We start from the raw sequence: 25,720 nt of genomic DNA, 5'->3' as shown, positions 1-25,720 counted from the left end.
CCCGGTCAGCGCGCGGGGGAGGGCTGCGCGAGCAGCTCGCGCACCCGCGGCGCCACCTCGGTGCCGTACAGCTCGATGCAGCGCATCAGGTGCGCGTGCGGCAGCGGCCCGTTGCTGTACTTCAGGTCGAAGCGGCTCAGCCCGAGCACGCGCACGGTGTCGGCGATCTTCGCGGCGACCGTCTCGGGCGAGCCGACGACCAGGGCGCCGTGGTCGGCCTCCCGCTCGAAGTCGGCACGCGAGGCCGGCGGCCAGCCGCGCTCGCGGCCGATCCGGTCGCGGTTGGCCTTGAAGTGCGGGAAGAGGATCTCGCGCGCCTCGGCATCGGTCCCCGCCACGAAGCCGGGGGAGTGGACCCCGATCGGGAGCTCGGGCGAGCCGAGCTGGGCCAGCGCGCGCCGGTAGAGGTCGGTGAACGGCGCGAAGCGGGCCGCCTCCCCGCCGATGATCGCGAGCATGAGCGGCAGCCGGTGGCGCGCCGCGCGTACGACGGACTCCGGGGAGCCGCCGACCGCGACCCAGGCCGGCAGCGAGCCGCGATCGGTGCGCGGGTACACCTGCGCGTCGACGAGCGGGCGGCGGGTGGTCCCCTGCCAGGTGACCGGGCCCTCGGAGCGCAGGGCGGTGAACAGGTCGAGCTTCTCCTCGAAGAGCACCTCGTAGTCGGCGAGGTCGAAGCCGAAGAGCGGGAAGGACTCGGTGAACGAGCCACGTCCGAGGGTGACCTCCGCGCGTCCGTGCGAGATCGCGTCGATGGTCGCGAAGCGCTCGTAGACCCGCACCGGGTCCTCGGAGCTGAGGACGGTCACCGCGGTGCCGAGCGTGATCCGCTCGGTGCGCGCGGCGATCGCGGCCAGCACGACGTCCGGGGCGGAGATGGCGTAGTCGTCGCGGTGGTGCTCCCCGACGTTGAACACGTCGAGCCCGACGCGCTCGGCCAGCACCCCCTGCTCGACGACGTCGCGGACGACCTGGGCATGGGGGAGCGGACGTCCGTCCTCGTCGACGGTCACGTCGCCGAAGGTGTCGAGGCCGAGCTGGAGCGGGCGAGTCATCGGGTACTCCTTCTGAGTGATTGACAGATCAACCACCCGGGCGGGTGATTTCATTCCGGAGGGGGCGGGCGCAGGGCTGGGAAATGGCCGAAGGCCCCGGACGAGTCCGGGGCCTTCGGGTGGAGCGGGTGGATCAGTGCTTGTCGCGCAGCGGCTCGTCGTCGACGGGGTGCATCCCATCGAACTGGTGGCCGTCCACCGCGTGACCGTCGAGCGCACCGGCGAGCTCGTGCTCGGCCTCGTCGTGGTGGTGCGACGCCTCGAGCTCGGTGACGGTCGGCTTCTGCACGTTGTCGGCGTACCAGAGCGCCCGCAGCTTGCGCCGCAGCTTCGCGGCCCGGCCGTCGTCGCTCGGGTCACCCTCGGTCTCGATGGTCTCGAGGTCCGGCTCGCGGTCACGAGCGGTGAGGGCGTAGGCCTCGTCCTCGCCGATCGGCAGGTGCTTCTCGGCGTAGGCGCCCTCGGGGGAGCGCATGATGATGCCGGTCTCGTAGCCGTGCAGCAGCACGTCGTTGTCGTGACGCTGCAGCGAGATGCACCAACGACGGGTGATGAAGAACGCGATGGCCGGACCCACGAACACCAAGACGCGCATGGCGTAGGTGATCTGGTTGATGCTCAGGTGCAGCTTGATCGCGATGATGTCGTTGCCGCCGGCCGCCCACATCAGGCCGTAGAAGGTCATCAGCGAGACCATCAGGGCGGTGCGGGTCGGAGCGTTGCGCGGGCGGTCGAGCAGGTGGTGCTCGCGCTTGTCGCCGGTGATCCAGGCCTCCAGGAACGGCAGGAGGAGCAGGATCGTGAACATCAGGCCCGGCAGGACGATGATCGGGAGGAACACGTTCCAAGGGATCGTGTGTCCCCAGAACTCCGACTCCCAGCCCGGCATGATGCGCAGCGCGCCGTCCGGCCAGCCCATGTACCAGTCCGGCTGGGAACCCGCCGTCACCTTCGTCGGGTCGTACGGTCCCATCTTCCACACCGGGTTGATCGTCATCAGGCCACCCATGAGGGCGCTGACGCCGAAGACGATGAAGAAGAAGCCACCGGCCTTGGCGGCGTACACGGGGAGCATCGGGAAGCCCACGACGTTGCCCTCGGTGCGACCGGGGCCGGCCCACTGGGTGTGCTTGTGGTACACGAGCAGCAGCATGTGCGCCGCGATGAGCGCCAGGAGCAGGCCCGGCAGCAGCAGCACGTGGGCGATGTAGAACCGGGTGATGATGTCGTCGCCGGGGAACTCGCCGCCGAAGATGAGGAACGACAGGTAGGAGCCGACCACCGGGATGGCCTTGATGAAGCCGTCCGCGGCCCGGACGCCGGTGCCCGAGAGCAGGTCGTCGGGGAGGGAGTAGCCGGTGAAGCCCTCGAGCGTGCCCAGGATCAGCAGCAGGCAGCCGATGACCCAGTTGAGCTCACGCGGCTTGCGGAACGCACCCGTGAAGTACACGCGCAGCAGGTGGATCATCATCGAGGCGATGAAGAGCATCGCCGCCCAGTGGTGCATCTGCCGCATGAGCAGACCGCCACGGATATCGAAGGAGATGTCCAGGCTCGAGGCGAACGCCTCCGTGACGTACATGCCACGGAACTGGTCGTAGGAGCCGTTGTAGACGATCTCCGCCATGGTCGGCTTGAACCACAGCGTCAGGAACACGCCGCTGATCAGCAGGACGACGAAGCTCCACAGGGCGATCTCGCCCAGCATGAAGGACCAGTGGTCCGGGAAGACCTTGCGCAGGTTCTTCTTCATCATGCCGGCGAGGCCCAGGCGCTCGTCGGCCCAGTTGGCGACGATGCCGCCCTTGCTCGGCTTGGAGGGCGTGGCAGCGGTCTTGCCGTTGCTCGACGCCACCTTGCTGGTGTCGCTGCTCATCAGCCACGCTCCCAGTAGCTCGGCCCGACGGGCTCGGTGAAGTCGCTTCGCGCGATCAGGTAGCCCTCCTCATCCACGTCCAGCGGGAGCTGGGGGAGGGGACGGGCGGCGGGGCCGAACACGACGCGGGCGGAGTCGCCCAGGTCGAAGGTCGACTGGTGGCAGGGGCACAGCAGGTGGTGCGTGGTCCGCTCGTAGAGCGAGATCGGGCAGCCCACGTGCGTGCAGATCTTCGAGTAGCACAGGATGCCGTCGACGCTCCAGTCCTCGCGGCCGGGGCCGGGGATGATCTCGTCGGGCTCCATGCGGACGATGACGATCGCCGTCTTCGACTTGTTGACCTGCAGCTTGGAGCCGTGCGCCTCCTCGGCCGGGTAGCCGTTCTCCGGCGTGGGGAACAGCGCCTCGGGGAGACCGTTGACCAGGTCGCCGACCTCGAGGTCGGAGGCCTTGATCGGGGTGCCGACGACGTCGCGGACCAGGCGCATGCCCGGGGCCCAGATGGTGCGGGCCAGGGCGGGGATGTCGATCTTGCCGAGGTCGCGCAGCAGCACGACGCTGGGCAGGGCGAGCATGCCGACGGCGCCGAGCAGCGAGTTGCGCACCAGCGGGCGGCGTCCGATGCCGGACTCCTCCAGGCCCTGGGCGAGCGCCGCGAGGGTCGCCTCGCGGTCCTCCTCCGAGGACGCGGCCGGGTGGCGCATCTCGACGATCTCCTGGTCACCCATGAGCTTGCGGGCCCACTGGATGATGCCGATGCCGATCAGGAGCAGCGCGAGACCGAGCAGGACGCCCAGGGCGATGTTCTGCGCGCCCAGGTAGCCGAACCGGGTGGGGTTCTCGGTGCCGCCGTCGATGGCGAAGTAGGCCACGACGAAGCCGATGGCGCTCAGCGCGGAGAGGCCGAAGAGGGCCGCCACCTGACGCTCGGCGCGCTTCTCCGCCTTCGGGTCCACATCGGTCGGTCGCCACTGGTGGGGCTCGAGGCCCGGGTCAGCGATCGGTTCCTGCTCCGCCTGGGCGGGCAGGTTGGGGTCGTGGGCGCTCACGCTTCCACCTTCTCCTTCTTCGAGCGCGTGGTGTGGGCCGCGATCCAGATCGCGAAGCCCACGAGGCTGCCGATGCCGAGCAGCCAGGCGAACATGCCCTCGCTCACCGGGCCGAGGGCGCCGAGGCCGAAGCCGCCGTAGCTGGGCTGCTCCTCGGTCGCCTCGAGGTAGGCGATGACGTCGCGCTTCATCTCGGGCGTGATGTTGCCGTTGGCGAAGTTCGGCATCTGCTGCGGGCCGGTCAGCATGGCCTCGTAGATGTGCTTGGCGTCGACGCCGCGGATGGTCGGTGCGTAGCCGCCGCGGGGCATGGCGCCACCGGAGCCGTCGAAGTTGTGGCACGCGGTGCAGTTGGTGAGGAAGATCTGGCCACCGCGGACGATCGCGGCCTCGCGCTCCTCCTCGGTGAGGTCAGCGGTGCTGTAGTCCGCCTCGGTGGGGATCGCCGGGCCGGGGCCCAGGGAGGCGACGAACGCAGCGAGCTGGTCGATCTCCTCCTGGTTGTAGACGACGTCCTTGCGCGGTGCCTGGGCACCGGGCTGAGACATCGGCATCCGGCCGGTGCCGACCTGGAAGTCGACGGCGGCGGCGCCCACGCCCACGAGGGAGGGGCCGATCTGGTTGCCGTTCAGGGTGCTGACACCCTCGCCGTTCTCGCCGTGGCAGAAGGCACAGCCGACGAGGAACAGCTCGCGGCCCTTCTCGACCTCGGCCGCGGTGGTGTCGGTGTTCTCCGCGGTGGCCGGCGAGAGTGCGGCGTACAGGCTCCCGGACAGCACAAGGCCGAGGAGCAGCAGCACCAGCCCGGCGACCTTCCCGCGGCGATGGCGGGAGAGGCGTCCGGCGGAGCGGTTCAGAAGACGCACGGATTCAGTCCTGTTCGATGGCTGCAGGGACGGGGCGGGTTACTGGACGAGGTAGATGGTGGCGAAGAGAGCGATCCACACCACGTCGACAAAGTGCCAGTAGTAGGACACGACGATCGCGCTCACCGCTTGTTCGTGGGTGAAGCGCCGCGCCATGTAGGTGCGTCCGAGGACGAAGAGGAAGGCGAGGAGACCGCCCACCACGTGGATGCCGTGGAAGCCGGTGGTCAGGTAGAAGACCGAGCCGTAGGCGGAGGACTGGATGGTGACGTCCTCCTGCACGAGGATCGCGTACTCGACGGCCTGACCGGCGACGAAGACGGCGCCCATCAGGTAGGTCAGGATGAACCACTCGCGCAGTCCCCAGCCCTTGACGTTGAGGAGCGATCCGGTCCGTCCCACCTGGCCGCGCTCGGCGGCGAAGACGCCGAGCTGGCAGGTCAGGGACGACAACACGAGGATCGTCGTGTTCACCGAGGCGAACGGAACGTTCAGCAGCTCGGTGTTCTGCGACCACAGGTCCGGGGATACCGAACGGATCGTGAAGTACGCCGCGAACAGGGCCGCGAAGAACATCAACTCGCTCGAGAGCCAGATGATGGTCCCGACGCTGACCATGCTCGGGCGGTCGTGATGCCCGTGAAGCCGGGATGCCGGAATGGAAGCTGCTGCTGTCGCCACCCGGCCATTATGTCCCGGAAGGTTTCACGGGGGACCACGACCCCCTGCATCGGGATGCACCAAGCCAGCCCAGCCGGTCTCAGGAGCGCTTCAGGAGGGGCTCAGGAGCGCCTCAGGAAGGCCGCATGGACGGCTGGATGAGCTCGTCGATGGACTTGTGCGAGCCGGTGGAACCCACGGCTCCGCTCCCATGATCCACCCGCGGACAAGGGGGCGGTCCTGCCCGGGCCCGCCGAGCCTGCGGGCGGGGACGCGCCCGGCGTCGTACGATCGCCGGCGTGAGCGACTCGAGGACAACCGCCCCGTTGAAGGTGCTCGTCTACAGCGATGACGTGAACACGCGTCAGCAGGTGATCCTGGCCCTGGGCCGGCGTCCCCACCCGGACCTGCCGGAGGTGGAGTACGTCGAGGTGGCCACGGAGCCGGTCGTGATCGCCAACCTCGACGCCGGTGGCATCGACCTGGTGATCCTGGACGGCGAGGCCGTGCCCGCCGGTGGCATGGGCATCGCCAAGCAGCTCAAGGACGAGATCGCGCACTGCCCGCCGGTGGTGGTGCTGACCGGTCGCCCCCAGGACGCGTGGCTGGCCACCTGGTCGCGTGCCGAGGCCGCGGTGCCGCACCCGATCGACCCGATCCAGCTCGCCGAGACCGTCGTCGGGCTGCTCGGCTCGCGCGTCGTCGCCTGAGGTGACCAGCTGGGCCGAGGTGCTCTCCGCGCTCGTCGCGGGCACCGACCTGAGCACGGACCAGACCGCCTGGGCCATGGGGGAGATCCTCAACGGCGCTGCCACGCACGCCCAGGTCGCCGGGTTCGCCGTGGCGCTGCGGGCCAAGGGCGAGACGATCGAGGAGGTCTCCGGCCTCGTCGACGCGATGTACGCCGCCGCGACCCCGCTCTCCGTCCCGGGACGGAGCCTCGACATCGTCGGCACCGGGGGCGACCGCTCGATGTCGGTCAACATCTCCACGATGTCGGCGATCGTCGCCGCGGGCGCGGGCGCGCGCGTGGTGAAGCACGGGTCCCGCTCGGCGTCCTCGAAGTCCGGATCAGCCGACGTGCTCGAGGAGCTGGGGATCCGCCTGGACCTGCCGACCGAGCGGGTGCCGGAGGTCCTGGACCGCGCCGGCATCACCTTCTGCTTCGCCGCCGCCTTCCACCCCGCGATGCGGCACGCTGCCGCCCCGCGGCGCGAGCTGGGCATCGGCACGACCTTCAACATCCTCGGCCCGCTCACCAACCCGGCGCGCCCCGGCGCCCAGGCGATCGGCTGCGCCGACGCCGCGACGGCGCCGGTGATGGCGGGGGTGTTCGCACGCCGTGGCGTGGACGCCTGGGTGATGCGCGGCGACGACGGGCTCGACGAGCTCACCATCACCACGACCTCCTCGCTGTGGCGGGTGCGCGACGGCGAGGTCAGCACGCACAGCGTCGACCCCCGCGAGCACGGGATCACCCTCTCCCCGATCGAGAGCCTGCGTGGCGGCGACGCGGCGTACAACGCCGACGTGGTGCGCCGGCTGGTGGCCGGCGAGCAGGGAGCGGTGCGGGACGCCGTCCTGCTCAACGCCGGTGCGGCGCTCGCGGTCCACGACGCCCCCGAGGCCGACGTGCCCGAGGCGCTGGCCGCCGGCATCGAGAAGGCCCGCGCGGCGCTCGACTCGGGTGCGGCGCGCGACGTGCTGGAGCGCTGGGTCGCCGCCTCGTCGTCCTGAGGCCCGCCGGGCTCAGTCCAGGCCGAGGGAGAACGCGGCCTCGAGGTCGTGGCGCGAGTAGGTGCGGAACGCGATGTGGGTCTCGGTGGAGATGATGCCGGGGACCTTGTTGACGCGGTCCGCGACGACGTTCGCGACGTCCTCGTGGTTGCGCACCCGCACCAGCGCGACCAGGTCGATCTGGCCGGTGACGGAGTAGACCTCGCTGATGCCGTCGAGGGCGGCGATCGCCTCGGCGACCTCGGGGATCCGGGCGACGTCGGCCTTGACGAAGACGATGGCGGTGATCATGGCCAGACGCTATCGCGCCGGGCGGTGCACCGGTGTCACGTCGGTGCGCTCGCCGAAGGGGACCAGGGTGCGCCGCGACTCGGCGACCGCGTCGTGGAGGGCGAGGTGGCGGGTGGCGCCGGCGACCGGGCAGGTCCACTCGCCCTCGACGTCGACGAGGCGCACGCCCGGCGACTCCAGCCAGCGCAGCACCTTCTCGGTCTCCTCGGCCGTGGCGGCGGGCACCGGCCCGGGCGCGGTGCGGACCGTCTCGGCGCTGGCGCGCAGCTGCTCGACGTAGGCGTGGGCGTCGGCGCCGGCCGGGATCACCCCGGCCGCGGCGAGTCGGCCGTGGCGCACCACGTGGACGCTCCACCGGCCGTCGTCGTCGCGGCGGGCGGCGACGACCTCGGGGCACCGGGTGAGCGCCGAGAGCCGCTGGGTGCGGGAGGCGGCGCGGACGAACGCCGCGAGCCGGTCGCGGTGCACCCCGGCCTCCTCGAAGCGCTCCTCGGCGGCGAGCGCGGCCATCTTGCGGTTGATCGTCTCCACGACCTCGTCGGGCCGGCGCACGAGCGCGTCGCGCAGCTGGCCGACCACGATCCCGTAGGCGGCCTCGTCGACGCTGCCGTCGCACGGGGACAGGCACCGCTGCATCTCGGCCAGCACGCAGGGCACGCGGGAGGCGACCTTGCCGAACCGGTCGGAGCACTGGCGCACCGGGAAGGTCTCGTGGAGGGCGGCGAGGCACTTCTCGGCGACCTTGCGCGAGCCGAACGGGCCGACGTAGTCGGCGTCGTCGTCGAGGACCCGGCGCACCAGCGACAGGCGCGGCCACGGCTCGCGGGTCAGCTTGAGGAAGTGGACCTTCTCGGGGAAGCGGGAGCGTCGGTTGTAGCGCGGCTTGTGCTCGGCGATCAGGCGCAGCTCGCGGACCTCGGCCTCGAGCGGGGTGGCGCACTCGATCCCGGTCACGCTCTGCGCCAGCCCGATCATCTCGCCCATCCGGGACCGGGTCTCGGAGGCGGTGAAGTAGGAGCGCACCCGGGTGCGCAGGTCGCGCGAGGTCCCGATGTAGAGCACCCGCTCCTCGGCGTCGCGGAAGAGGTAGACCCCGGCGGACCGGGGGAGACCCTCGGCGAGGTGGCGCTTCTGGCGCTGGGCGGTGCTGACCCGCGAGGAGAAGGTCTGCAGCTCCTCCAGGGTGTGCACGCCGAGCGCGCCCAGGCGCTCCATCAGTCCGTGCAGGACGTCGACGGTGGCGCGCGCGTCGGCCAGCGCCCGGTGGTTGGGGGTGGTGCCGGCGCCGAAGAGCGCGGCGAGGGTGGAGAGCTTGCAGTTGGGCGCGTCGTCGCGGGTGATCACCCGCCGGGCCAGGCGCACGGTGTCGACGACCTCGAACGCGGGCCACGCCCGCTCCTGGCTCGCCGCGAAGTGCTGGAGGAAGCCGACGTCGAACGGGGCGTTGTGGGCGACCAGGACCGTCCCGGCCGCGAACTCCAGGAACGCGGGCAGGGCGGTCTCGATGCCGGGTGCGTCGGCGACCATCGAGTTGCTGATGCCGGTCAGGACCGCGATGAAGGCGGGGATCTCGGTGTGCGGGTTGACGAGGGTCTGGAACTCCCCGAGGACCTCGCCGCCGCGGACCTTGACCGCGCCGATCTCGGTGATCATCGACCCGGCGGCCGCCGAGCCGCCGGTGGTCTCGAGGTCCACGACGCAGAAGGTGATGTCGCGTAGCGGACGGCCGAGCTCGTCGAAGGAGCGCTGGGACTCCCACCGCGATCCGCTCGGCGACCCGTCCAGGGACCCGTCCAGGGACCCGTCCAGGGACCCGTCCTGCGACCCACCCGGCGATGCCGACCCTGGAACCCTGTTGCGAACTGCGATGCCGGCACTGCTCATGGGCTTGACCGTAGGGCGCGGCACCGACAGCCCCGGGGAGGACGCGCGGCATAGGCTGGTCACCCCATGGACGAGGTCGTGAGCACCACCACAGAGCAGACGCTCGACGCGCTGCCGGGCGCGGTGCGCACCCGCGTGCTCGCCCGCACCGCCGAGGTGCTGCCCGATGTGCCCCACCTGCCGCCCAGCCTGCGCCGGGTCGCCGCCTTCGCTCCCGCCCGGCGGGCCCGGCTCGGCGCCGGTGCCATCACCGCCGCGCTCGCCGACGACGAGCTGCGCGAGCGGGTCGCGGTGCAGCTGCAGGCCCGGGGCCCCGCCGCGCTCGACGCCGCGGACGAGGTGGCGCTGGCCTGGCTGCTGCGTCCCGAGGGATGGGCGCTCGTCGTGGCCGACGGCGTACGCCGGCTGGGCGAGCGCGCCGGCGCCGAGGGACGCGACGCGGAGGTGGAGCGGCTGCGTGCCCGGCTGGAGCGGGCCGAGCAGGCCCAACGCGAGCTGCGGGCCAGCCACCGCGTGCAGGTCGAGGAGTACAAGGCGGAGATCAGCGCCCTGCGCCGGCGCCTGGGCGAGGCCCGCGCCGCGGAGCGGGCGGCGCGCACCGGCGAGGAGCAGGAGCTGCGCGACGCCGAGGCGGCCCGCGCCGAGGCCGAGGCCCGGGCCGGTGCCCAGCACAAGGAGGTCCGGCGGCTGCGGGCGCAGGTGGCGGCGCTGGAGGAGGAGCTGGCCGCGGGCCGGCGCTCCACGCGGACCGCGAAGGACGAGGCGACCCTGCGCGCGCGGGTGCTGCTGGAGACGGTGCTCGACGCCGCCGGCGGCCTCCAGCGAGAGCTGGGCCTGCCCCCGGTCTCCGGCAGCCCGGGCGACCGGGTCGAGGCCGAGGTCGCCGGCGCGGGGGAGCAGGACCCGGCAGGAGGCCCGGTCCGGGCCCCGGTGACGCCTGCGCTGCTCGAGCAGTACCTCGCGATGCCGCGGGCGCGTCTGCTCGTCGACGGCTACAACGTCAGCAAGACCGCCTGGCCGCAGTCCTCGCTGGAGGCGCAGCGGATCCGGCTGCTCCAGGCGCTCGCCCCGGTCGTCGCACGCACGGGTGCCGAGACGACGGTGGTCTTCGACGCGGCCGCTGCGGGCCGACGGCCGGTGGTCATGACCCCGCGCGGGGTCAAGGTGCTGTTCAGCCCCGAGGGCGTGATCGCAGACGACGTGATCCGCGACCTCGTGGGCGCCGAGCCCAGCGGTCGGGTCGTGCTCGTCGTCACCAGTGACGGCGAGCTCGGTGCCGACGTGGCCCGCGCCGGCGCGCGTGTGGTCACCTCCGACGTGCTGGTCGCCCTGCTCGGCCGCACGGGCTGAGCGCCGCGCCGTACGCCGGCCGACATGCCGGGCCGACACGCCGGGCCGACACGCCGGGCGGCCCGGGGAGCGCGACTGTCGGTGGTCGCTGTCAGCGTGCGGAGCATGACGACGAGGATCGACTGCGGCACCTGCGTGGTGCGAGCGCTGGCCTGTCACAACTGCGTGGTGACGGTGCTCCTGGGCCCGCCGCCCGAGCTCAGCTTCGACGACGACGAGCGTCGCGCGCTCGACGTGCTGGCCGAGGGCGGCCTGGTGCCCCCGCTGCGGCTGGTGAGCGCCGTCGACGCGCCCCACACGGAGTCGGCCTGAGGTCGGGTGATGTGACCCACGAGTAAATTCCTGCGACTCGTGGGGACCATGATTGGCCGACCCCGACCGCTGCGACTAACGTGTCGCCCTGAGGTGCCCGTGGGAGTGGATCACTCGATCCGCGCGGGCACCGCGCTGAGTCTCGAACCGTTCTCGGACGGTGCGGGAGCCGGGGAACCACCATTCCTGGGGTGAATCCCTCGCAAGGCGGCGTGCGCAAGCACGCCGAGGAGCGGGGGTAGGGCAAGTCGTGCCCGAACCCGACAGCTCACCCGGTAGGCGTACGACATGCAAGGGAGACCGCCCGCTCGTGCAGCACGGTCGCAAGCGAATCATCAGTGCCCTCGCGGGCACCGGACTCATCGGGGCCATCGCGCTCAGCCCCTCCACCCCGGCCCACGCCGAGCCCGACATCGACGATGTCAAGGAGCGGGTGGACCGCCTCTACCACGAGGCCGAGCAGGCCTCGGAGCGCTACAACGACGCCAAGCTCGAGCTGGCCGACCTCCAGGGCGACCTCACCTCGCTCCGCGCCGACGAGAAGCGACAGGACCAGCGCCTGTCCGGCGTCCGCGACCAGGTCGCCGACTCGATCGTGACCCAGTACACCGGCCAGGGCCTCTCGGCCGCCGGTGAGGTCTTCGTCTCCGACGACCCCGGCGCCTTCCTCGCCTCGCTCACCACGATGGCGGCCTTCAACGACCTCCAGGGCGAGCTGCTCGGCAGCTACACCACCGAGGTCCAGGCCCTCGAGCTGCGCCGCGAGGCCACCGAGAGCCGGATCGCCGCGGTCGAGGAGACCAAGGAGGAGATGGCCGAGGAGAAGGCGGCCATCGACGAGAAGTTCGACGAGGCCCAGGCCCTGCTCGACCGTCTCGAGGCCGAGGAGCGCGAGGCGATCGTCTCGCGCAGCTCCTCGCGCGAACCCGCTCCCGCCCCCGCCAGCGTCCCGAGCTCCGGCCGCGCCGGCGCCGCGATCCAGTACGCCATGGCGCAGGTCGGCGACGCCTACGTCTACGGTGCCGCGGGCCCCAGCGCCTTCGACTGCTCCGGGCTGACGATGATGGCCTGGGCCCAGGCCGGCGTCTCGCTGCCGCACTCCTCGAGCGCGCAGTTCTCCTCCGGCCCGCGGATCGCCGAGGGCGACCTGCAGCCCGGCGACCTGGTCTTCTACTACAGCCCGATCAGCCACGTCGGCATGTACATCGGCAACGGCCAGATCGTCCACGCGGCCAACCCGGGCAGCGGTGTCACCACCGCGCCGCTGCACTCGATGCCCTACGTCGGCGCCGTCCGCCCGGGCTGATCGCCCTGGCACACCCGCCGCCCGCGAAGGCCGGTCGCCCACCTCGGTGGGTGGCCGGCCTTTCGCTGTTCCTGCTGCTCCTCGCGGTGGGCGGGTTCCTGGTGCTCAGGCCCGGCACCTACACCGCCCCGGAGCGCCCGGAGGGGGAGACGGCCGGCGCGGTCGACCCCACCGGCGCCGCGCGTGCCCTGGCCGCCCTGGAGCGGGCCGTGCGGGAACGCGGCGACGTCCCGGACGAGCTCGCCGGGGTCGCGCACGTCGTGACCAACGCCCGCCGCCTCGGCGTCGCCGACTTCTCGCTGCGCTACGTCGACGCCTCCGCCCCGGCGGACGCCGACGGGCGGTGGCGCGCCTCCGTCGAGACCACCTGGCGCTTCGCCGGTTTCGACGACACGGTGGCCCGCGCCGAGCTCCAGGTGCAGCTCCGGTCCACGGGCACCGGGGTGGAGGTCGAGTCCGTCGGCGGCACCGGGCGCGCGCCGCTGTGGCTGGCCTCCGCGGTGCAGGTGCGCCGCACCCCGCAGACGCTGGTGCTCGCCGCCGAGAGCACCGACGACGTGGCGCGCTACGCCGCGCTGGCCCGCGACGCCGTGCCCGTCGTAGGCCGGGTGCTGCCGTCGTGGAGCCCGCGCCTGGTCGTGGAGGTGCCGGCGTCCTCGCGCGACCTGGACCGGGCGCTCGGTGCCGAGCCCGGGACCTACGCCGGGATCGCCGCGGTGACCGCCACGGTCGACGGCTCCGACGACGCAGACGCGCCCACCCACGTGCTGGTGAACCCCGAGGAGTTCGACCGGCTGCGCCGCTCGGGGGCCCAGGTGGTGATGAGCCACGAGGCAGTGCACGTGGCCACCGGCGTGGCCACCAGCGCGATGCCGCTGTGGCTGCTGGAGGGGTTCGCCGACTACGTCGCGCTGCGCGGCGTGGACCTGCCGGTCTCGACCACCGCGGCCCAGGTGGTGCGCCAGGTGCGCGAGCGCGGTGCCCCGCGGGCGCTGCCCGACGCCGCCGCCTTCGACGTCGCGAACGGCCGCCTCGGGGCGGTCTACGAGAGCGCCTGGCTCGCGGCCGTGGTGCTCGCCGAGCACACGGGGGAGGCCGGGCTGGTCGCGGTCTACGAGGCCGTGCGCGACGGCGAGGACCTCGAGGCCGCGCTCGCCCGGATCACCGGGTGGGACGTCGCGTCGCTGACCGCCGCCTGGCGCGAGCGGCTGCGAGACTTGGCGGCGTGACCCAGGAGCACCGGCCGGCAGCGCTCGGCGTCAGCATCGTGGCCGGCCTGCTGTTCGTGGCGCTGGCCGCCTGGCTGGTCCCGTGGGACCCGGTCCCCGGCGGCGACCTCGAGCCGGTCGACCCGGCGGCGTACTTCGGCGCCGAGCACCTCGCGCGGGCCGAGACCTTCACGACCTGGTCGCGGGTGTGGAGCTGGAGCTCGCTGGCGGTCTCGCTGCTGGTGGCCTGCTGGTTCGGGTTCACGCGCCGGGGCCGCGGCATCGTGGCCAAGGTCCAGCGCGGGCCGTGGTGGCTGCAGGTGGTCGCCGCGGTGGCGTTCCTCGACGTGGTCGGCCGGCTCGTGACCCTGCCCTTCGGCATCCGCCAGCGCCAGCACCTGCGCGAGTACGGCCTGTCGGTGCAGTCCTGGGGCGGCTACGCCGCCGACCTGGTCAAGGGCGAGGTGCTCGACGTGGTCGTGACCTCGCTGGCGCTCGTGGCCGTGATGGCCTGCGCGCGCCGGTGGCGGCGCGCCTGGCCGGTGATCGCGGCCGGGGTCGCCGCGACGCTGGTGATGCTCGGCTCGTTCGTCTACCCCCTCGTCGTGGAGCCGCTGTTCAGCTCCTTCACGCCGCTGGAGGAGGGACCGCTGCGCGCCGGCGTGCTGGCCCTCGCCGAGGAGGAGGGGGTCGAGGTCGACGAGGTGCTGGTCAGCGACGCCTCACGACGTACGACGACGCTGAACGCCTACGTCTCCGGCTTCGGGGGGACGCGGCGGGTGGTCCTCTACGACACGCTCGTCGAGGAGCTGCCGCGCGAGCAGGCGCTCACCGTGGTCGCCCACGAGCTGGCCCACGCCCGCCACGACGACGTGCTGGTCGGCTCCGTGCTGGGCGCGACCGGTGCCGCGTTCGGGGTCGGCCTGCTCGGCCTGGTCCTCGGTGGACGGCGCCGGGCCACCCGGCTGGGCGACCCGGCGTCCGTGCCGGTCGTGCTCGCGCTGTTCGCGCTGGCCTCGTTCCTGTCCAGCCCGGTGCAGAACACCATCAGCCGCCAGGTCGAGCTGCGCGCCGACGTGGACTCGCTGCGCGCCACCGAGGACCCCGAGACGTTCGTCGACATGCAGGTCCAGCTGATGACCCGCTCGCTGGCCGACCCGACGCCGTGGGCTCCCTCGCAGCTGTGGTTCGGCTCCCACCCCACCGGCTGGACGCGGATCGCGCTGGCCGAGCGGATGGGTGGGGCGGGCGACTGAGCCGCGTCGGCTCAGGGGGTCACGGGCGTCTGCCCCTCGTTGTCGATCGCGTCCTTGGTGTCGTTGAACAGCCCGGTGACCGTCTCGCCCAGCATGAACACCGCCAGGATGATCACCGCGGCGATGCCGGCGACCAGCAGGCCGTACTCGACCGCGGAGGCGCCCCGCTCGTCGCGATCGAGGCGGGCGTGGAGCAGGATGCGCAGGTAGTCGATCATCGGATGTGTTCTCCCTCGGGTGCGTCGGGTCCTGGACGGACCTCGCTGCGACGATCCTCGCGAAGGACGGGAGCGTTGCCATCCGAAGGACGGCTCGCCCTGGGTAGTCACTTCGGGCTACCGGATCCGACGTCCGGGGCAGCACCCGGGCCAGGAGGCTCAGCGCGTGGCAGGGCCCACGGCCGAGAGGAGCCCGGTGCGCATCGCGGTGACGAGCGCCTGGGCGCGGTTCTGGGCGCCCAGGCGCTGGTAGATCTTCGCGATGTGCGACTTCGCCGTGGACTCGCTGAGGTAGAGCCGCTCGCCGATCGCGGCGGCGCTCAGACCGTCCGCGAGCAGCTTGAGCACCTCGTGCTCCCGGTCCGAGAGCCGCATGGACTCCGGTGAGGACCGGCGCACCATGGCCTGGACGAGTCCGGCGGAGACGAAGGAGCGCGGGGAGATGGCCGCGTGCCGGGCGGCCTCGACCACGTCGCGCGCTGGCGCGTCCTTGCCCACGAAGCCGGAGGCGCCGGACTCCATGCTGGCGAAGATCTGGGCGTCACCTGCGTGCATCGTCAGCACGACCAGCCCCACCGTGTCGCTCTCGCGGCGCACCTGGCGGACCAGGTCCAGGCCGGTGCCGTCCTGCAGCTGCAGGTCGGTGACGACGACGTCGGGTCGCAGCTCGGCGTACAGGCGCAGTCCCTCGGCGAGGGTGGCGGCCTGCCCGACCACGCTCATGTCCTCCTCGAGGTCGAAGATGCCGGCCAGTCCTGTGCGGATGAGCTCGTGGTCGTCGACGAGGACGACGGTGGTGCGGGGTCTGCTCACACCGAGACGGTATCGCTGGTCCTGGGCGGGCGGACGGGATCTTGCGAGACGGTCGGAAGACGGATCGACACGACCAGCCCGCCGCTGTCGCGATTGTCGATCTCCAGGTCGGCGTGCACCAGGTCGGCCCGCTCCTGCATGATCTTCAGCCCGTAGGAGTCGCGCCGCGACTGCTGCAGGCCCAGGCCGTCGTCGGCGACGGTGATCGCCGCTCGCGGGGCGTGCACCAGGCAGTGCACGTCGATCCGGCTGGCGCGGGCGTGACGCACGGCGTTGTTGAGCGCCTCCTGGGTGATCCGGAAGAGCTCGGCCTCGACCTCGGGTCGCAGCCGGGTCGTGCGCTCGTCGGTGGTCACCTTGATCGGGATGCCGGCGGCCTCGCCGAGGTTGCGCGCGAGGGTGGCGATCGCGGCACCCAGGCTCTCGCTCGCACCGACGTCGGTGCGCAGGCTCTCCACGGACCGGCGCACCTCCGTGACGACGCTGCTGATCCGCGTGCGCAGTGCCTCGAACTGCTCCGCCTGGGCCGGGGAGGCGGGCCGGGCCGCGAGCAGGTCCAGGAGGTAACCGAGCGAGGCGATGTCCTGGGCGATGCCGTCGTGCATCTCCCGGGCCAGCCGCCGGCGTTCCTCGGCCGTGGCGCTGTCGCGCAGGGCACGGAACAACAGTGCGGTCTCGAGCCGTACGGCGCTGGCGGTCAGGCTGGGGAGCAGGCGCGTGAACCGGGCGCTGTCGAGACCCGCGGTGGCGGCGGGCCCAGGTAGCAGCCCGGCGACGACGCCGACGGTCGTGACGGCGTCGGCCACCAACGGCACGGCGAAGCGGTCCTCGTGCAGCACCAGATGGCCGCAGCGCCGGGCCTCCTCGGCGATCTCCCCGAGCAGGTCGAGGTCGGTCTCCGCGGAGTCGTGCTCGGTGGTGGTCTGGACCGCAACGAGGGGGGTGAGGCAACCGCCGTCGTCGTTGCGTGGCACCAGCAGCACCAGGGTGCGGGTCGCCACGGTGTCACCCACCGTGCTCAGCAGGGCCCCGCCCAGCACCTGCGGGTCGAGGCCGGAGTCGAGACCGCCGGAGAGGTCGAGCAGCTCGCCGATCAGCGTGCGGGCCGAGCGGTAGGCGCTCAGGGAGTCCGGGCGCCGGTGCAGCGTGGCGTGCAGGAAGCAGGCGATCAGGCCCAGCCCGACGCCCATCGCGACCCAGCTGAACAGCACCAGGCCCATCTCGGTGTCGACGGCCCACTGGGTCAAGGCGACCATGAGCGCGATCGGGATCACCCCGGTGGAGACCGCGACCGCCATCGCGAGCAGGCCGCGGCGCAACCCGGCGATGAACGGCGGCAGGGCCACCGCCCCGGCCAGCCCGAGCGTGGTGTCGAGGGTGACCGCGACCAGGACCCCGATCAGCGCTGCCTCGGCGATCGGCGTCCAGCCGGCGAGCCAGCGCGGCACCAGCTCGGTGAGGATCCCGCCGAGCAGCACCACCCCCAGCACGAGCAGCAGCGACAGCCCGGCGACGTCCTTGGACCACAGCATCGGGGTCCCCAGGGCGACGAAGGCGAAGAGCCTGGCCGCCACCCCCAGACGGCGGACGGCGGTGTCCCCGGACACCATCAGAAGGTGTCCATGATGGACAGGAACGCCGGGCCCAGCACGACGACGAAGAGGCACGGGAGGATGCAGAAGATCAGCGGGACGGTGATCTTCACCGGCACCTGCTGGGCCTTGTGCTCCGCGCGCTGGCGGCGCGTGGTGCGCATCTCCTCGGACTGCACGCGCAGGACGTGCCCGACGGGCAGCCCGAAGCGGTCCGACTGGACCATCGCGGAGACGAAGGTGTTCAGGTCCGCGACGTCGGTGCGCTCGGCCAGCGCGCGCAGGGCCTCGCCTCGGCTCTGGCCCAGCTGCATCTCCCGCAGGACCCGGGAGACCTCCTCGGCGAGCGGGCCCTCGGTGTGCTGGGCGACCTGCAGCATCGCCGCGTCGAAGCCGAGACCGGCCTCGACGCTGATGGCGAGCAGGTCGACCGAGTCCGGGAGGTCGCGCTGGATCCGCTCGGAGCGCTCGTAGGCGCGCTGGTAGAGCCACAGGCCGGGGCCGAAGAAGCCCAGGGCCAGCGAGCACAGCACGGCCAGGAGGAGCAGGGGCAGCGGCAGGCCGAGCAGGACCGCGAGCGTGAGGCCGGCTCCGAGCCCGGCGCCGCCGAGCAGCACCTTGGCCGTCAGCACCCGGTCCACGTCCCAGCCGGGAGGGTTGCCGGCCAGGTCGAGACGATGGCGCAGGCGATCGACGCTGTCGGATCCGACCAGGCGGCGCCCCAGGGCGAGGGCGCGCGCCCGGAGCGGCGCGCTCACCCGGTCGACGAACGGCCGGTCGACCTCCTGGGCGAGCTCGGCGGGTGCGTGGGTCAGTGCCGCGAGCACGGCCAGCGAGCGCTCGATCCCGAGCGCCTCGCGGTGCGGGCGCAGCGCCGCGCCGAGCAGCGCGACCGAGGCGAGCAGCAGGGCCAGGCCCATGACCAGGAGCAGGACCATCTCAGACCTCCACCTTGATCAGCCGGCTCATCCAGAAGATCCCGACCGCGAGCCACAGCCCGCCACCGAGCATCAGCACCCAGCCGCGGGGGTCACCCAGGAGCGGCGCGACGTAGTCGCGGTTGGCGACCAGCAGGTAGACGAGGAACACCGGGGGGAGGAGGGAGAGGACCCAGGCCGAGAGCTTCCCCTCGGCCGCGAGCGCGTTGACCTGCTGGCGCAGCTGCTCGCGCTCACGCATGGTCGCGGCGACGGTGCCCAGCAGCTCCGCCAGGTTGCCGCCCACCTCGCGCTGGATCCGGATGGCCATCACCACCCAGGCGAAGTCCTTGCTCTCGAAGCGCGTGGCCACGCTGTCCAGGGCGTCCTCCATCGAGACCCCGAGGCGGAGCTCGACGAGCACCCGGCGCAGCTCTGAGGCGATCGGCTCGGCCCCCTCGCGGGCGACGGTGTCGATCGACTGCGGCAACGACTGGCCGGCGGAGAGCGCACCGGCCAGGAGACTGAGGGTTCCGGGAAGTGCGCGGTCGAAGGCCCGGCGCCGGCGTGCCCGCCGTCGCCCGAGGTAGGCCCAGGGCCCGACGGCGCCCAGCGTCAGGAACACCACACCGAGGAGAAGCCCGCCCTGGCCGACCAGCAGGCCGAGCAGGCCGGCCGACACGAAGACCGCGATGTGGACCAGCAGCCACTCCGCCGCGCGCAGCTCGCTCCCTGCGGCCTCCAGGCGCCGTGCGATGCGCGTCTCCAGCGATCCATGTCGCTGCAGCACCCGTTCCGCGGCACCCCGGGCCTGGCGCAGCGCCTCGTCGGCGTCGACGCGAGTCTCCGCGGCGTGCGGCGCACGGGAGGCACGCGCCGTGTAGACGGCCACCCGGTGGGCCGGGGACATCGGCGCCGGAGGCGCCGGCACCAGCAGCGCGAGCAGCGCGGCCAGGCCCACGCCGAGGCCGAGCACTCCGCCGTACGCCGCCCAGGCAGGGACCCCTGGCCCGGCGCCGTCGCTCGTGGTCGCGGCTCCGGTGGGACCGGGCGACCGGTCCTCGGACGTGTCGGCGGACGCTGCGGCCGCGGGGTGCAGCACGGGCGAGCCCCCCACCGCGGGACCCAGCCAGAACAGGGCGCCGAGGAGCAGCCCACCGAGCAGCAGCCGGAGCGCGGTCGTCGAGGAGCGGGGCCCCCTCACAGCCGGTCCGTCGCGAAGAGGAGCGGGTCGACGCTCACGTTGACGTCGGCGAGCTTGTCGAGGAACGCGGGCCGCAGGCCGGTGGGGCGCAGGCGCCCCAGTGCTGTGCCGTGCGCGTCGAAGCCGGACGAGCCGTCCCAGACGAAGATGTCCTGGAGGGTGATCACGTCGCCCTCCATGCGGTCCACCTCGGTGATGTGGGTGATCCGACGGGTGCCGTCCTTGAGGCGCGTCTGGTGCACCACGAGGTCCACGGCGGAGGCGACCTGCTCGCGGATCGCTCGGATCGGCAGGTCCATGCCCGCCATCAGCACCATCGTCTCCAGCCGCGCGAGGGTGTCGCGCGGACCGTTGGAGTGCAGGGTGCAGATCGAGCCGTCGTGGCCGGTGTTCATCGCCTGGAGCATGTCGAGCGCTGAGGCGTCACGCACCTCGCCGACGATGATGCGGTCCGGGCGCATCCGCAGCGCGTTGCGCACGAGGTCGCGGATCGTGACCGAGCCCTTGCCCTCGATGTTGGCCGGCCGTGACTCCAGCCGGACGACGTGGGCCTGGCGCAGCTGCAGCTCCGCCGCGTCCTCGATGGTCACGATCCGCTCGTCGTCGGGGATGAAGGAGGACAGCACGTTGAGCGTGGTGGTCTTGCCCGATCCGGTGGAGCCGGACACGATCACGTTCAACCGTCCGCGCACGCAGGCGTCCAACAGCTCGGCCGCCGGCGGCGTGAGGCTCCCGAAGCGGATCAGGTCCTCCACGCCCAGCGGGTCGGCGGCGAACTTGCGGATGGTGAGCGCGGCTCCGTCGACCGCCAGCGGAGGCACGACCGCGTTGACCCGGCTGCCGTCCGGGAGCCGGGCGTCGACCATGGGGCTGGACTCGTCGATGCGCCGCCCGAGGCGGGCCACGATCTTGTCGATCGTGCGACGCAGGTGCGCCTCGTCGAGGAAGTGGGCGTCGGAGGCGACCAGCCGGCCGTCGCGCTCGAGCCATACCGACGCGTGGCCGTTGACCATCACCTCGGAGACCGCGGGGTCGCGCAGGTAGGGCTCGATCGGCCCGTAGCCGAGGATCTCGTCGCTGATCTCCTGGGTGACCCGCGCCCGGTCGCTGTTGCTCAGCGGTCGGTCCTGGGCTCCCAGCACCTCGGCCAGCACCTCGCGCACCCCGCGGGCGAGGTCGGTCTGGTCCATGTCGGCGTCGTAGAGGTGCGGGCCGAGCCGGGCGAGCAGCTCCGTGTGCACGCTGCTCTTGATCTCCTGGATGCGGCGCTCCTCGCTCACCCCCAGCGTCCGCCGCGGTGGGGGAGCCGCGGACGCGTCGGGACCTGTCGTGGACCGGCGCCGCCCCGGGGCGGGTGGCGTGGCCGAGGTGATCAGGGCGCCAGCGGTGCCGGGAACCGGGACCGCAGGGACACCGGCCGGAGCCGGGGTCATCGGGTCCGTACCGCTGCCGGCCGGGACACCGGGGTCGTCGACGGCGGGCGGGCCCGCGTCGACGGCGGCGGCAGCCTGGGCGAGGCGAGCGGCGGCGAGGCGGTCGCTGAGGCTGGACATGGCTACCTCCGGATCCTGAAGCGGCGGGGGCTGCGCCCCGGAACGGACTGGGCCGCTGCGAGCGACGCGTCACCCCGGGCCGCTGGCGGCGCCGCGGGCCCGGGGTGTGTCGCGTCCGCCAGCGCGCCGCCGGCCAGAAGCTCGGCGAGCCCGCGGATCGAGGCGCTGGAGGGGTGGTCGGGATTGCCCCTGACGATGGGGCTGCCGGTGTTGGTGGCGGCGGCGATCTCGATCGACGTGCTGACCTGCGCGGCGATCCTCATGCCGAGGATGGCCTCCACCTTGTCCGGGCCGATGCCGACCGCGTCGTCCGCGCGGTTGAGCAGCAGGTGGCGGTGGTCGCGAGCGATGTCGAGCAGGTCGAGGGTCTCGATCGCGACCTTCACGTTCTTCAGGGTCGGTACGTCGAGCGTCGCGACGATCACGCACTCGTCGGTCTCGTCGAGCGCGGTGAGCGTCTGCTCGTCGAACGAGGGCGAGGTGTCGACGACCACGACGTCGAAGCTCTGCCGCAGCGTGGACAGCACGCGCGTGACGAGCGCCGCGGGGACCCGCTCCCGCACGTCGGGGTGGGCCGGCGCGGCCAGCACCATCAGCGAGTCCTCGTGCCGGGTCAGCAGCGCGTCGAGCTGCTCGGGGTCCAAGGTCGACTCCGAGCCGATCGCGTGCTCGATGGAGTGGGTGGGGAACAGCTGGAGGGTGATCGCCACGTCGCCGAAGGCGAGGTCGAGGTCCACCAGGCAGACCCGCCGCGCACCTCGGTCGGCCATCGCGAGGGCGAGGTTCACCGCCATCGTGGTCTTGCCGACGCCGCCCTTGGGGGAGAAGACCGTCACCACCCGTCCCTGTTCGGTGGCGCCGAGCGCGGGGTGCCCGCGCAGCGCGACGTGGAGGTCCCGGGCGCGGGCGATCGCCGCGACGACGGCCTCGGCGTCGTCGGACGCGACCACGTCCCGGGCGCCGGCCTTGATCGCCCGGGTCAGCACGGCGGCGTCGAGGTCGTCACGGACCAGCACGACGCTCAGCGTCGGTCGCGCGGTGCGGAGGTCCTCGCAGAGTGCGAACGCCTCGTCCAGCGCCACGTGGGGCCCGAGCACCACGGCGTACTCGTCGCGCTGCTGAGCCAGGCGTGCGCGGAGCCGTTCGGTGGAGTCCACGCCGTGGGCGCCCGGGGGCGCCGCGGTCAGGAGGCGGGTGAGCGTGGGCGAGTCAGGATCGACGATGACCGGCACGCGCGCTCACCCGAAGAGGTTGCGGTTGGTGACGGCGGGCGCGGGGGTGATCTTGCTGTCCTCGGTGAGCAGCGCGAACGCGAGCTCGCCGTTGGCCTGGGCGAACAGCACCCGCTCGGCCTGGCGCTGGTTCAGCGACAGCGTGATCAGCGTGCGGGGGAGCTGCTCCACGGTCTGCGCGCCCCCGGCCTCGGTCGTGGTCGTCGACACCGGCGTGGTCGAGCCGACCCCGAGCACCGAGACCCGCTCCAGCAGGACCCGGGTGAACGGCTGTCCGGTGGCGGCCTCGGTGCCGTTGAGGAAGACCGCGACCTCGGAGCCCGGGTTGACGAAGCCGGCCACGCGGGCCGGGTCGGTGAGGTTGACCGAGACCGCCATCTTCCCGCCACCGGGGATCAGCAGGTCGGGTCCGGTCGAGGCGCTCTCCCCGAACCGCTCGGCGATGATCTGCTCGCCCGGGTAGATCGGGCTCAGCGCGACCATGCCGCTGATCGGTGAGCTGTCGCTCAGCGCGCCGTCGAGCACGGCATCGCGGACCACGTCCTCGACGACCACCTTGCCGCTGGACAGCGCGCCGTCGATCGACTCGCCGGCGGCGACCACGGAGGTCGCCCGCAGGACCGGTGTCGTCTCGAAGCGCTCCTGCGCCCGCTCGTCGGCCTGGCGTACGTAGAGCAGGACCAGGATCGTGCCGAGTGCGGCGACGACCGTCGCCGCGACCATCAGAACCCTTCGTCGGTCCATCTAGACCCTTCCGACAGACACCCCGCAGCCGGACCGGACGTCGGTCGTGCCCGTCCGGCCGTACGCCGGGGCTGAGCCGCTCGGCTCGACGATCAACCTAGGGATCGCGGCGGCGACGGAGGGCGGATTTCGCCCAGAAGGGCCCCGTCGGACACGAACTCTGGCCGATCGGTCAGATATCGACCCAGGCGTCTGGTCCGGACGGGTGGTCGGCAGGCAGGTGTCTCAGGTGTACAGCGAGTCGATGTCGGAGCGGTGCTGCTTCACGACCTCGCGGCGCTTGAGCTTGAGACTGGGCGTGAGCAGGCCGTCCTCCTCGGTCCAGTCGATCGAGAGGATGCGGAACTTGCGGATCGACTCGGCCTTGGAGACCGCGAGGTTGGCATCGTCGATGGCCGACTGGATCTCGGCACGCAGGTCCGGGTCGTCGACGTGGTCGGCGAGGCTCCCGGACTTGTTGTTGCGCTCGGCCCAGCGCGGCCAGGTCTCGGGGTCGAGCGTGACGAGGGCGGCGATGAACGGCTGCCCGTCTCCGACCACGATGCACTGGCTGATCAGGTGGTGCGCGCGCAGCCGGTCCTCGAGCACGGCCGGGGCGACGTTCTTGCCGCCGGCGGTGACGATGATCTCCTTCTTGCGCCCGGTGATCCGGATGAAGCCCTCGTCGTCGACCTCGCCGATGTCGCCGGTGTGGAACCAGCCGTCGGCCTCGAGCGCCTCCGTGGTGGCCTTCTCGTCGTTCCAGTAGCCGGCGAAGACCTGTCCGCCGCGGAAGAGCAGCTCGCCGTCCTCGGCCACGCGTACGGCGGTGCCGGGGAAGGGGCGGCCGACGGTGCCCATCTTGGTGGCGGTCGGCATGTTGGCCGAGAGCGCGGCCGTGGTCTCGGTGAGGCCGTAGCCCTCGAGCACGGTGAGGCCCACGCCGCGGAAGAAGTGGCCCAGGCGCTCGCCGAGCGCGGCGCCGCCGGAGATGGCGTAGCCGCACTCGCCGCCCAGGGCGGTGAGCAGCTTGCCGTACACGAGCTTGGAGAACAGCGTGTGCTGGACCCGCACGCCGAGCGGGATCCGACCCGCCTCGATGCCGCGGGAGTAGGCGATGGCGACCTCGGCGGCGCGGTCGAAGATCTTGCCCTTGCCGTCGGCGGCGGCGTTCTGCGAGGCGGTGTTGAAGACCTTCTCGAACACGCGCGGCACGGCGAGCAGGAACGTCGGGCGGAACGACTGGAGGTCGGCCATCAGGTTGGTGGTGTCCGGCGTGTGGCCGATGCGGGCCCGGGCCTTGATCGCGCCGATCTGGAGGATCCGGGCGAAGACGTGGGCCAGCGGCAGGAAGATCAGCGTCGAGGCGTTCTTGCCCGAGAAGAGCTCGTCGAGCTCGTCGACGGCCACACCCAGCTCGAACATGAAGTTGCCGTGGGTGATCATGCAGCCCTTGGGGCGACCGGTGGTGCCCGAGGTGTAGATCAGGGTGGCGAGGTCGAGTGGGGTGGCGGACGCGCGCCGCTTCTCAAGGTCCTCGTCGGCGATGTCACCGCCCAGGCTGGCGAGCACCTCCACGGCGTCGTCGCCGATCGACCAGACGTGGTTGAGCTCGCTCAGCTCGCCGCGGACCTCCGCGATCCGGGCGAGGTGGTCGGCGTTCTCGGCGATGATGGCGCGGGCGCCGGAGTCCTCGAGGATCCAGCGGATCTGGGAGGCCGAGGAGGTCTCGTAGATCGGCACCGACACGGCGCCGGCGAACCAGATGGCGTAGTCGAGCAGCGTCCACTCGTAGCGAGTCTTCGACAGCAGGGCCACCCGGTCGCCCGGCTCGATCCCGGCCGCGACCAGCCCCTTGGCGGTGGCGTGCACCTGGTCGAGGAACTCGGTGGCCGTGACATCGGTCCAGCCCTCCGGCGTCTGACGGCTGAAGAGGATCGCACGGGGCGCCTCCGCGGCGTTGCGCACGACGTCGTCGGTGAGGTTGCCCGTGCTGGGGACCTCGATCGTCATGGGCGTGGAGAACTCCCGCACGTTTTTCCTCCTGGTCGGACCGTAGGTGGTCAATGTCGTGCACGTTACCGCCGGGTTCCGGCGCTCCTTCATCCGGTACGCTGCCGAGCGCCCCACCCGATCCGACCCCACGCCGACCTCAAGGGGAACCGATGGCCGAGCAGACCACCTCCTCGATCGTGATCGCGGCCGCTCCGGCCCAGGTCATGGAGGTCATCGGCGACTTCGAGGCCTATCCCCAGTGGGCCAAGGGGATGCAGGAGGTCCAGGTCGTCGAGCCGGGCGAGGACGGCTGGGCCAAGCGGGTCCACTTCGTCCTCGACGTCGCCCCGATCAAGGACGAGTACACCCTCGCCTACGAGTGGGACGGCTACGACGAGGTCACCTGGACCCTGGTCGAGGGGAACATGCTCAAGGCCCTCGACGGCGCCTACACGCTGCGCGACCTGGGCTCCGGGCGCACCGAGGTGACCTACCGCCTGGTCCTGGACGTCTCCATCCCGCTGATCGGCATGCTGAAGCGCAAGGGCGAGAAGATCCTCATCGACACCGCGCTCAAGGGCCTCAAGAAGCGCGTCGAGTCGCTGGGCTGACCGCGCCCACGA

24 protein-coding genes and 1 riboswitch are annotated in these 25,720 nt (G+C 72.3%); of the genes, 8 read left to right on the top strand and 16 right to left on the bottom strand.

Going from position 1 to position 25,720, the window contains the following annotated elements; translation table 11 throughout:
• Positions 1-5: 5 nt before the first annotated feature.
• The 5 genes from HOQ23_RS01615 to HOQ23_RS01595 all read right to left on the bottom strand — a co-directional run bounded on the left by HOQ23_RS01615 (position 6) and on the right by HOQ23_RS01595 (position 5,506).
• A complete protein-coding gene (locus HOQ23_RS01615) occupies positions 6-1,055 on the bottom strand; it encodes an LLM class flavin-dependent oxidoreductase (protein ID WP_172211212.1) in 1,050 nt (349 codons plus the stop codon).
• 133 nt (positions 1,056-1,188) lie between these two features.
• Positions 1,189-2,931: a cytochrome bc complex cytochrome b subunit gene (locus HOQ23_RS01610; protein ID WP_172211211.1), complete on the bottom strand. Its 1,743-nt coding sequence runs from the start codon at positions 2,929-2,931 to the stop codon at positions 1,189-1,191.
• The gene (locus tag HOQ23_RS01605) at positions 2,931-3,980 is read right to left on the bottom strand and encodes a Rieske (2Fe-2S) protein (RefSeq protein ID WP_172211210.1); all 1,050 of its coding nucleotides are present in this window, start codon (positions 3,978-3,980) and stop codon (positions 2,931-2,933) included. The genes HOQ23_RS01610 and HOQ23_RS01605 overlap by 1 nt, the downstream gene beginning before the upstream one ends.
• A complete protein-coding gene (locus HOQ23_RS01600) occupies positions 3,977-4,837 on the bottom strand; it encodes a c-type cytochrome (RefSeq protein ID WP_253945091.1) in 861 nt (286 codons plus the stop codon). The genes HOQ23_RS01605 and HOQ23_RS01600 overlap by 4 nt, the downstream gene beginning before the upstream one ends.
• A 48-nt stretch (positions 4,838-4,885) precedes the next feature.
• Positions 4,886-5,506 carry a heme-copper oxidase subunit III gene (locus tag HOQ23_RS01595; protein ID WP_367650340.1) on the bottom strand — a complete coding sequence of 207 codons (621 nt, stop codon included), beginning with the start codon at positions 5,504-5,506 and terminating at the stop codon, positions 4,886-4,888.
• A gap of 299 nt (positions 5,507-5,805) precedes the next feature.
• On the opposite strand from HOQ23_RS01595, the gene HOQ23_RS01590 reads away from it, so the two are divergent.
• Both HOQ23_RS01590 and trpD read left to right on the top strand, forming a co-directional pair.
• Positions 5,806-6,216: a response regulator transcription factor gene (locus HOQ23_RS01590; protein WP_172211206.1), complete on the top strand. Its 411-nt coding sequence runs from the start codon at positions 5,806-5,808 to the stop codon at positions 6,214-6,216.
• 1 nt (position 6,217) lies between these two features.
• A complete protein-coding gene (gene trpD / locus HOQ23_RS01585; protein WP_172211204.1) occupies positions 6,218-7,243 on the top strand; it encodes an anthranilate phosphoribosyltransferase in 1,026 nt (341 codons plus the stop codon).
• Between the two features lie 12 nt (positions 7,244-7,255).
• Here trpD and HOQ23_RS01580 read toward each other — a convergent pair whose 3' ends face one another.
• Both HOQ23_RS01580 and HOQ23_RS01575 read right to left on the bottom strand, forming a co-directional pair.
• Positions 7,256-7,534 (bottom strand): Lrp/AsnC family transcriptional regulator, encoded by a 279-nt coding sequence (locus tag HOQ23_RS01580; RefSeq protein WP_172211202.1) that lies wholly within the window; start codon positions 7,532-7,534, stop codon positions 7,256-7,258.
• Between the two features lie 9 nt (positions 7,535-7,543).
• Positions 7,544-9,418, bottom strand: coding sequence for a DEDD exonuclease domain-containing protein (locus tag HOQ23_RS01575; protein WP_172211200.1), 1,875 nt, complete (start codon positions 9,416-9,418; stop codon positions 7,544-7,546).
• A gap of 78 nt (positions 9,419-9,496) precedes the next feature.
• Between HOQ23_RS01575 and HOQ23_RS21405 the strand changes: the two genes are divergently transcribed.
• The 5 genes from HOQ23_RS21405 (at position 9,497) to HOQ23_RS01550 (ending at position 14,850) form a co-directional block, all read left to right on the top strand.
• Positions 9,497-10,768, top strand: a complete 1,272-nt coding sequence (locus HOQ23_RS21405; RefSeq protein ID WP_172211198.1) for an NYN domain-containing protein — start codon at positions 9,497-9,499, stop codon at positions 10,766-10,768.
• A 105-nt stretch (positions 10,769-10,873) separates the two neighbouring features.
• Positions 10,874-11,080, top strand: coding sequence for a hypothetical protein (locus HOQ23_RS01565; RefSeq protein WP_172211196.1), 207 nt, complete (start codon positions 10,874-10,876; stop codon positions 11,078-11,080).
• A 123-nt stretch (positions 11,081-11,203) separates the two neighbouring features.
• Positions 11,204-11,377, top strand: a riboswitch (cyclic di-AMP (ydaO/yuaA leader).
• A gap of 13 nt (positions 11,378-11,390) precedes the next feature.
• On the top strand, positions 11,391-12,386 hold the full coding sequence (locus tag HOQ23_RS21400; RefSeq protein ID WP_172211193.1) for an NlpC/P60 family protein: 996 nt from the start codon (positions 11,391-11,393) through the stop codon (positions 12,384-12,386).
• 50 nt (positions 12,387-12,436) lie between these two features.
• The gene (locus tag HOQ23_RS01555; RefSeq protein WP_172211191.1) at positions 12,437-13,615 is read left to right on the top strand and encodes a hypothetical protein; all 1,179 of its coding nucleotides are present in this window, start codon (positions 12,437-12,439) and stop codon (positions 13,613-13,615) included.
• Positions 13,612-14,850, top strand: a complete 1,239-nt coding sequence (locus HOQ23_RS01550; protein WP_172211189.1) for a M48 family metalloprotease — start codon at positions 13,612-13,614, stop codon at positions 14,848-14,850. Before HOQ23_RS01555 ends, HOQ23_RS01550 begins: the two co-directional genes overlap by 4 nt.
• Positions 14,851-14,861: 11 nt before the next feature.
• On the opposite strand, the gene HOQ23_RS01545 is transcribed toward HOQ23_RS01550, so the two are convergent.
• The 9 genes from HOQ23_RS01545 to HOQ23_RS01505 form a co-directional block, all read right to left on the bottom strand.
• The gene (locus HOQ23_RS01545; protein WP_172211187.1) at positions 14,862-15,068 is read right to left on the bottom strand and encodes a Flp family type IVb pilin; all 207 of its coding nucleotides are present in this window, start codon (positions 15,066-15,068) and stop codon (positions 14,862-14,864) included.
• A 159-nt stretch (positions 15,069-15,227) separates the two neighbouring features.
• Positions 15,228-15,881, bottom strand: coding sequence for a response regulator transcription factor (locus HOQ23_RS21395; RefSeq protein ID WP_172211185.1), 654 nt, complete (start codon positions 15,879-15,881; stop codon positions 15,228-15,230).
• Positions 15,878-17,488: a histidine kinase gene (locus tag HOQ23_RS21085; protein WP_172211183.1), complete on the bottom strand. Its 1,611-nt coding sequence runs from the start codon at positions 17,486-17,488 to the stop codon at positions 15,878-15,880. The genes HOQ23_RS21395 and HOQ23_RS21085 overlap by 4 nt, the downstream gene beginning before the upstream one ends.
• 2 nt (positions 17,489-17,490) lie before the next feature.
• Entirely contained in the window at positions 17,491-18,411 is a 921-nt protein-coding gene (locus HOQ23_RS01530) for a type II secretion system F family protein (protein ID WP_172211181.1), read from the bottom strand.
• Position 18,412: 1 nt separating this feature from the next.
• Positions 18,413-19,594, bottom strand: a complete 1,182-nt coding sequence (locus tag HOQ23_RS01525; protein ID WP_172211179.1) for a type II secretion system F family protein — start codon at positions 19,592-19,594, stop codon at positions 18,413-18,415.
• Entirely contained in the window at positions 19,591-21,147 is a 1,557-nt protein-coding gene (locus tag HOQ23_RS01520) for a CpaF family protein (protein WP_253945034.1), read from the bottom strand. The genes HOQ23_RS01525 and HOQ23_RS01520 overlap by 4 nt, the downstream gene beginning before the upstream one ends.
• A gap of 2 nt (positions 21,148-21,149) precedes the next feature.
• Positions 21,150-22,379 (bottom strand): AAA family ATPase, encoded by a 1,230-nt coding sequence (locus tag HOQ23_RS20665; RefSeq protein ID WP_172211177.1) that lies wholly within the window; start codon positions 22,377-22,379, stop codon positions 21,150-21,152.
• Between the two features lie 6 nt (positions 22,380-22,385).
• Positions 22,386-23,102 (bottom strand): Flp pilus assembly protein CpaB, encoded by a 717-nt coding sequence (gene cpaB / locus HOQ23_RS01510; RefSeq protein WP_172211175.1) that lies wholly within the window; start codon positions 23,100-23,102, stop codon positions 22,386-22,388.
• 246 nt (positions 23,103-23,348) lie between these two features.
• The gene (locus tag HOQ23_RS01505; protein WP_172211173.1) at positions 23,349-25,136 is read right to left on the bottom strand and encodes an AMP-dependent synthetase/ligase; all 1,788 of its coding nucleotides are present in this window, start codon (positions 25,134-25,136) and stop codon (positions 23,349-23,351) included.
• A gap of 131 nt (positions 25,137-25,267) precedes the next feature.
• Between HOQ23_RS01505 and HOQ23_RS01500 the strand changes: the two genes are divergently transcribed.
• Complete coding sequence (locus HOQ23_RS01500; protein ID WP_172211171.1) at positions 25,268-25,708, top strand: SRPBCC family protein; 441 nt, start codon at positions 25,268-25,270, stop codon at positions 25,706-25,708.
• The last annotated feature ends 12 nt before the right edge of the window (positions 25,709-25,720 follow it).

The organism is Nocardioides sp. zg-DK7169, from assembly GCF_013155365.1.
Taxonomy (GTDB): domain Bacteria; phylum Actinomycetota; class Actinomycetes; order Propionibacteriales; family Nocardioidaceae; genus Nocardioides.
The sequence above is the reverse complement of the archived record's forward strand: the minus strand, read 5'-3'. Positions and strand labels throughout refer to the sequence as shown.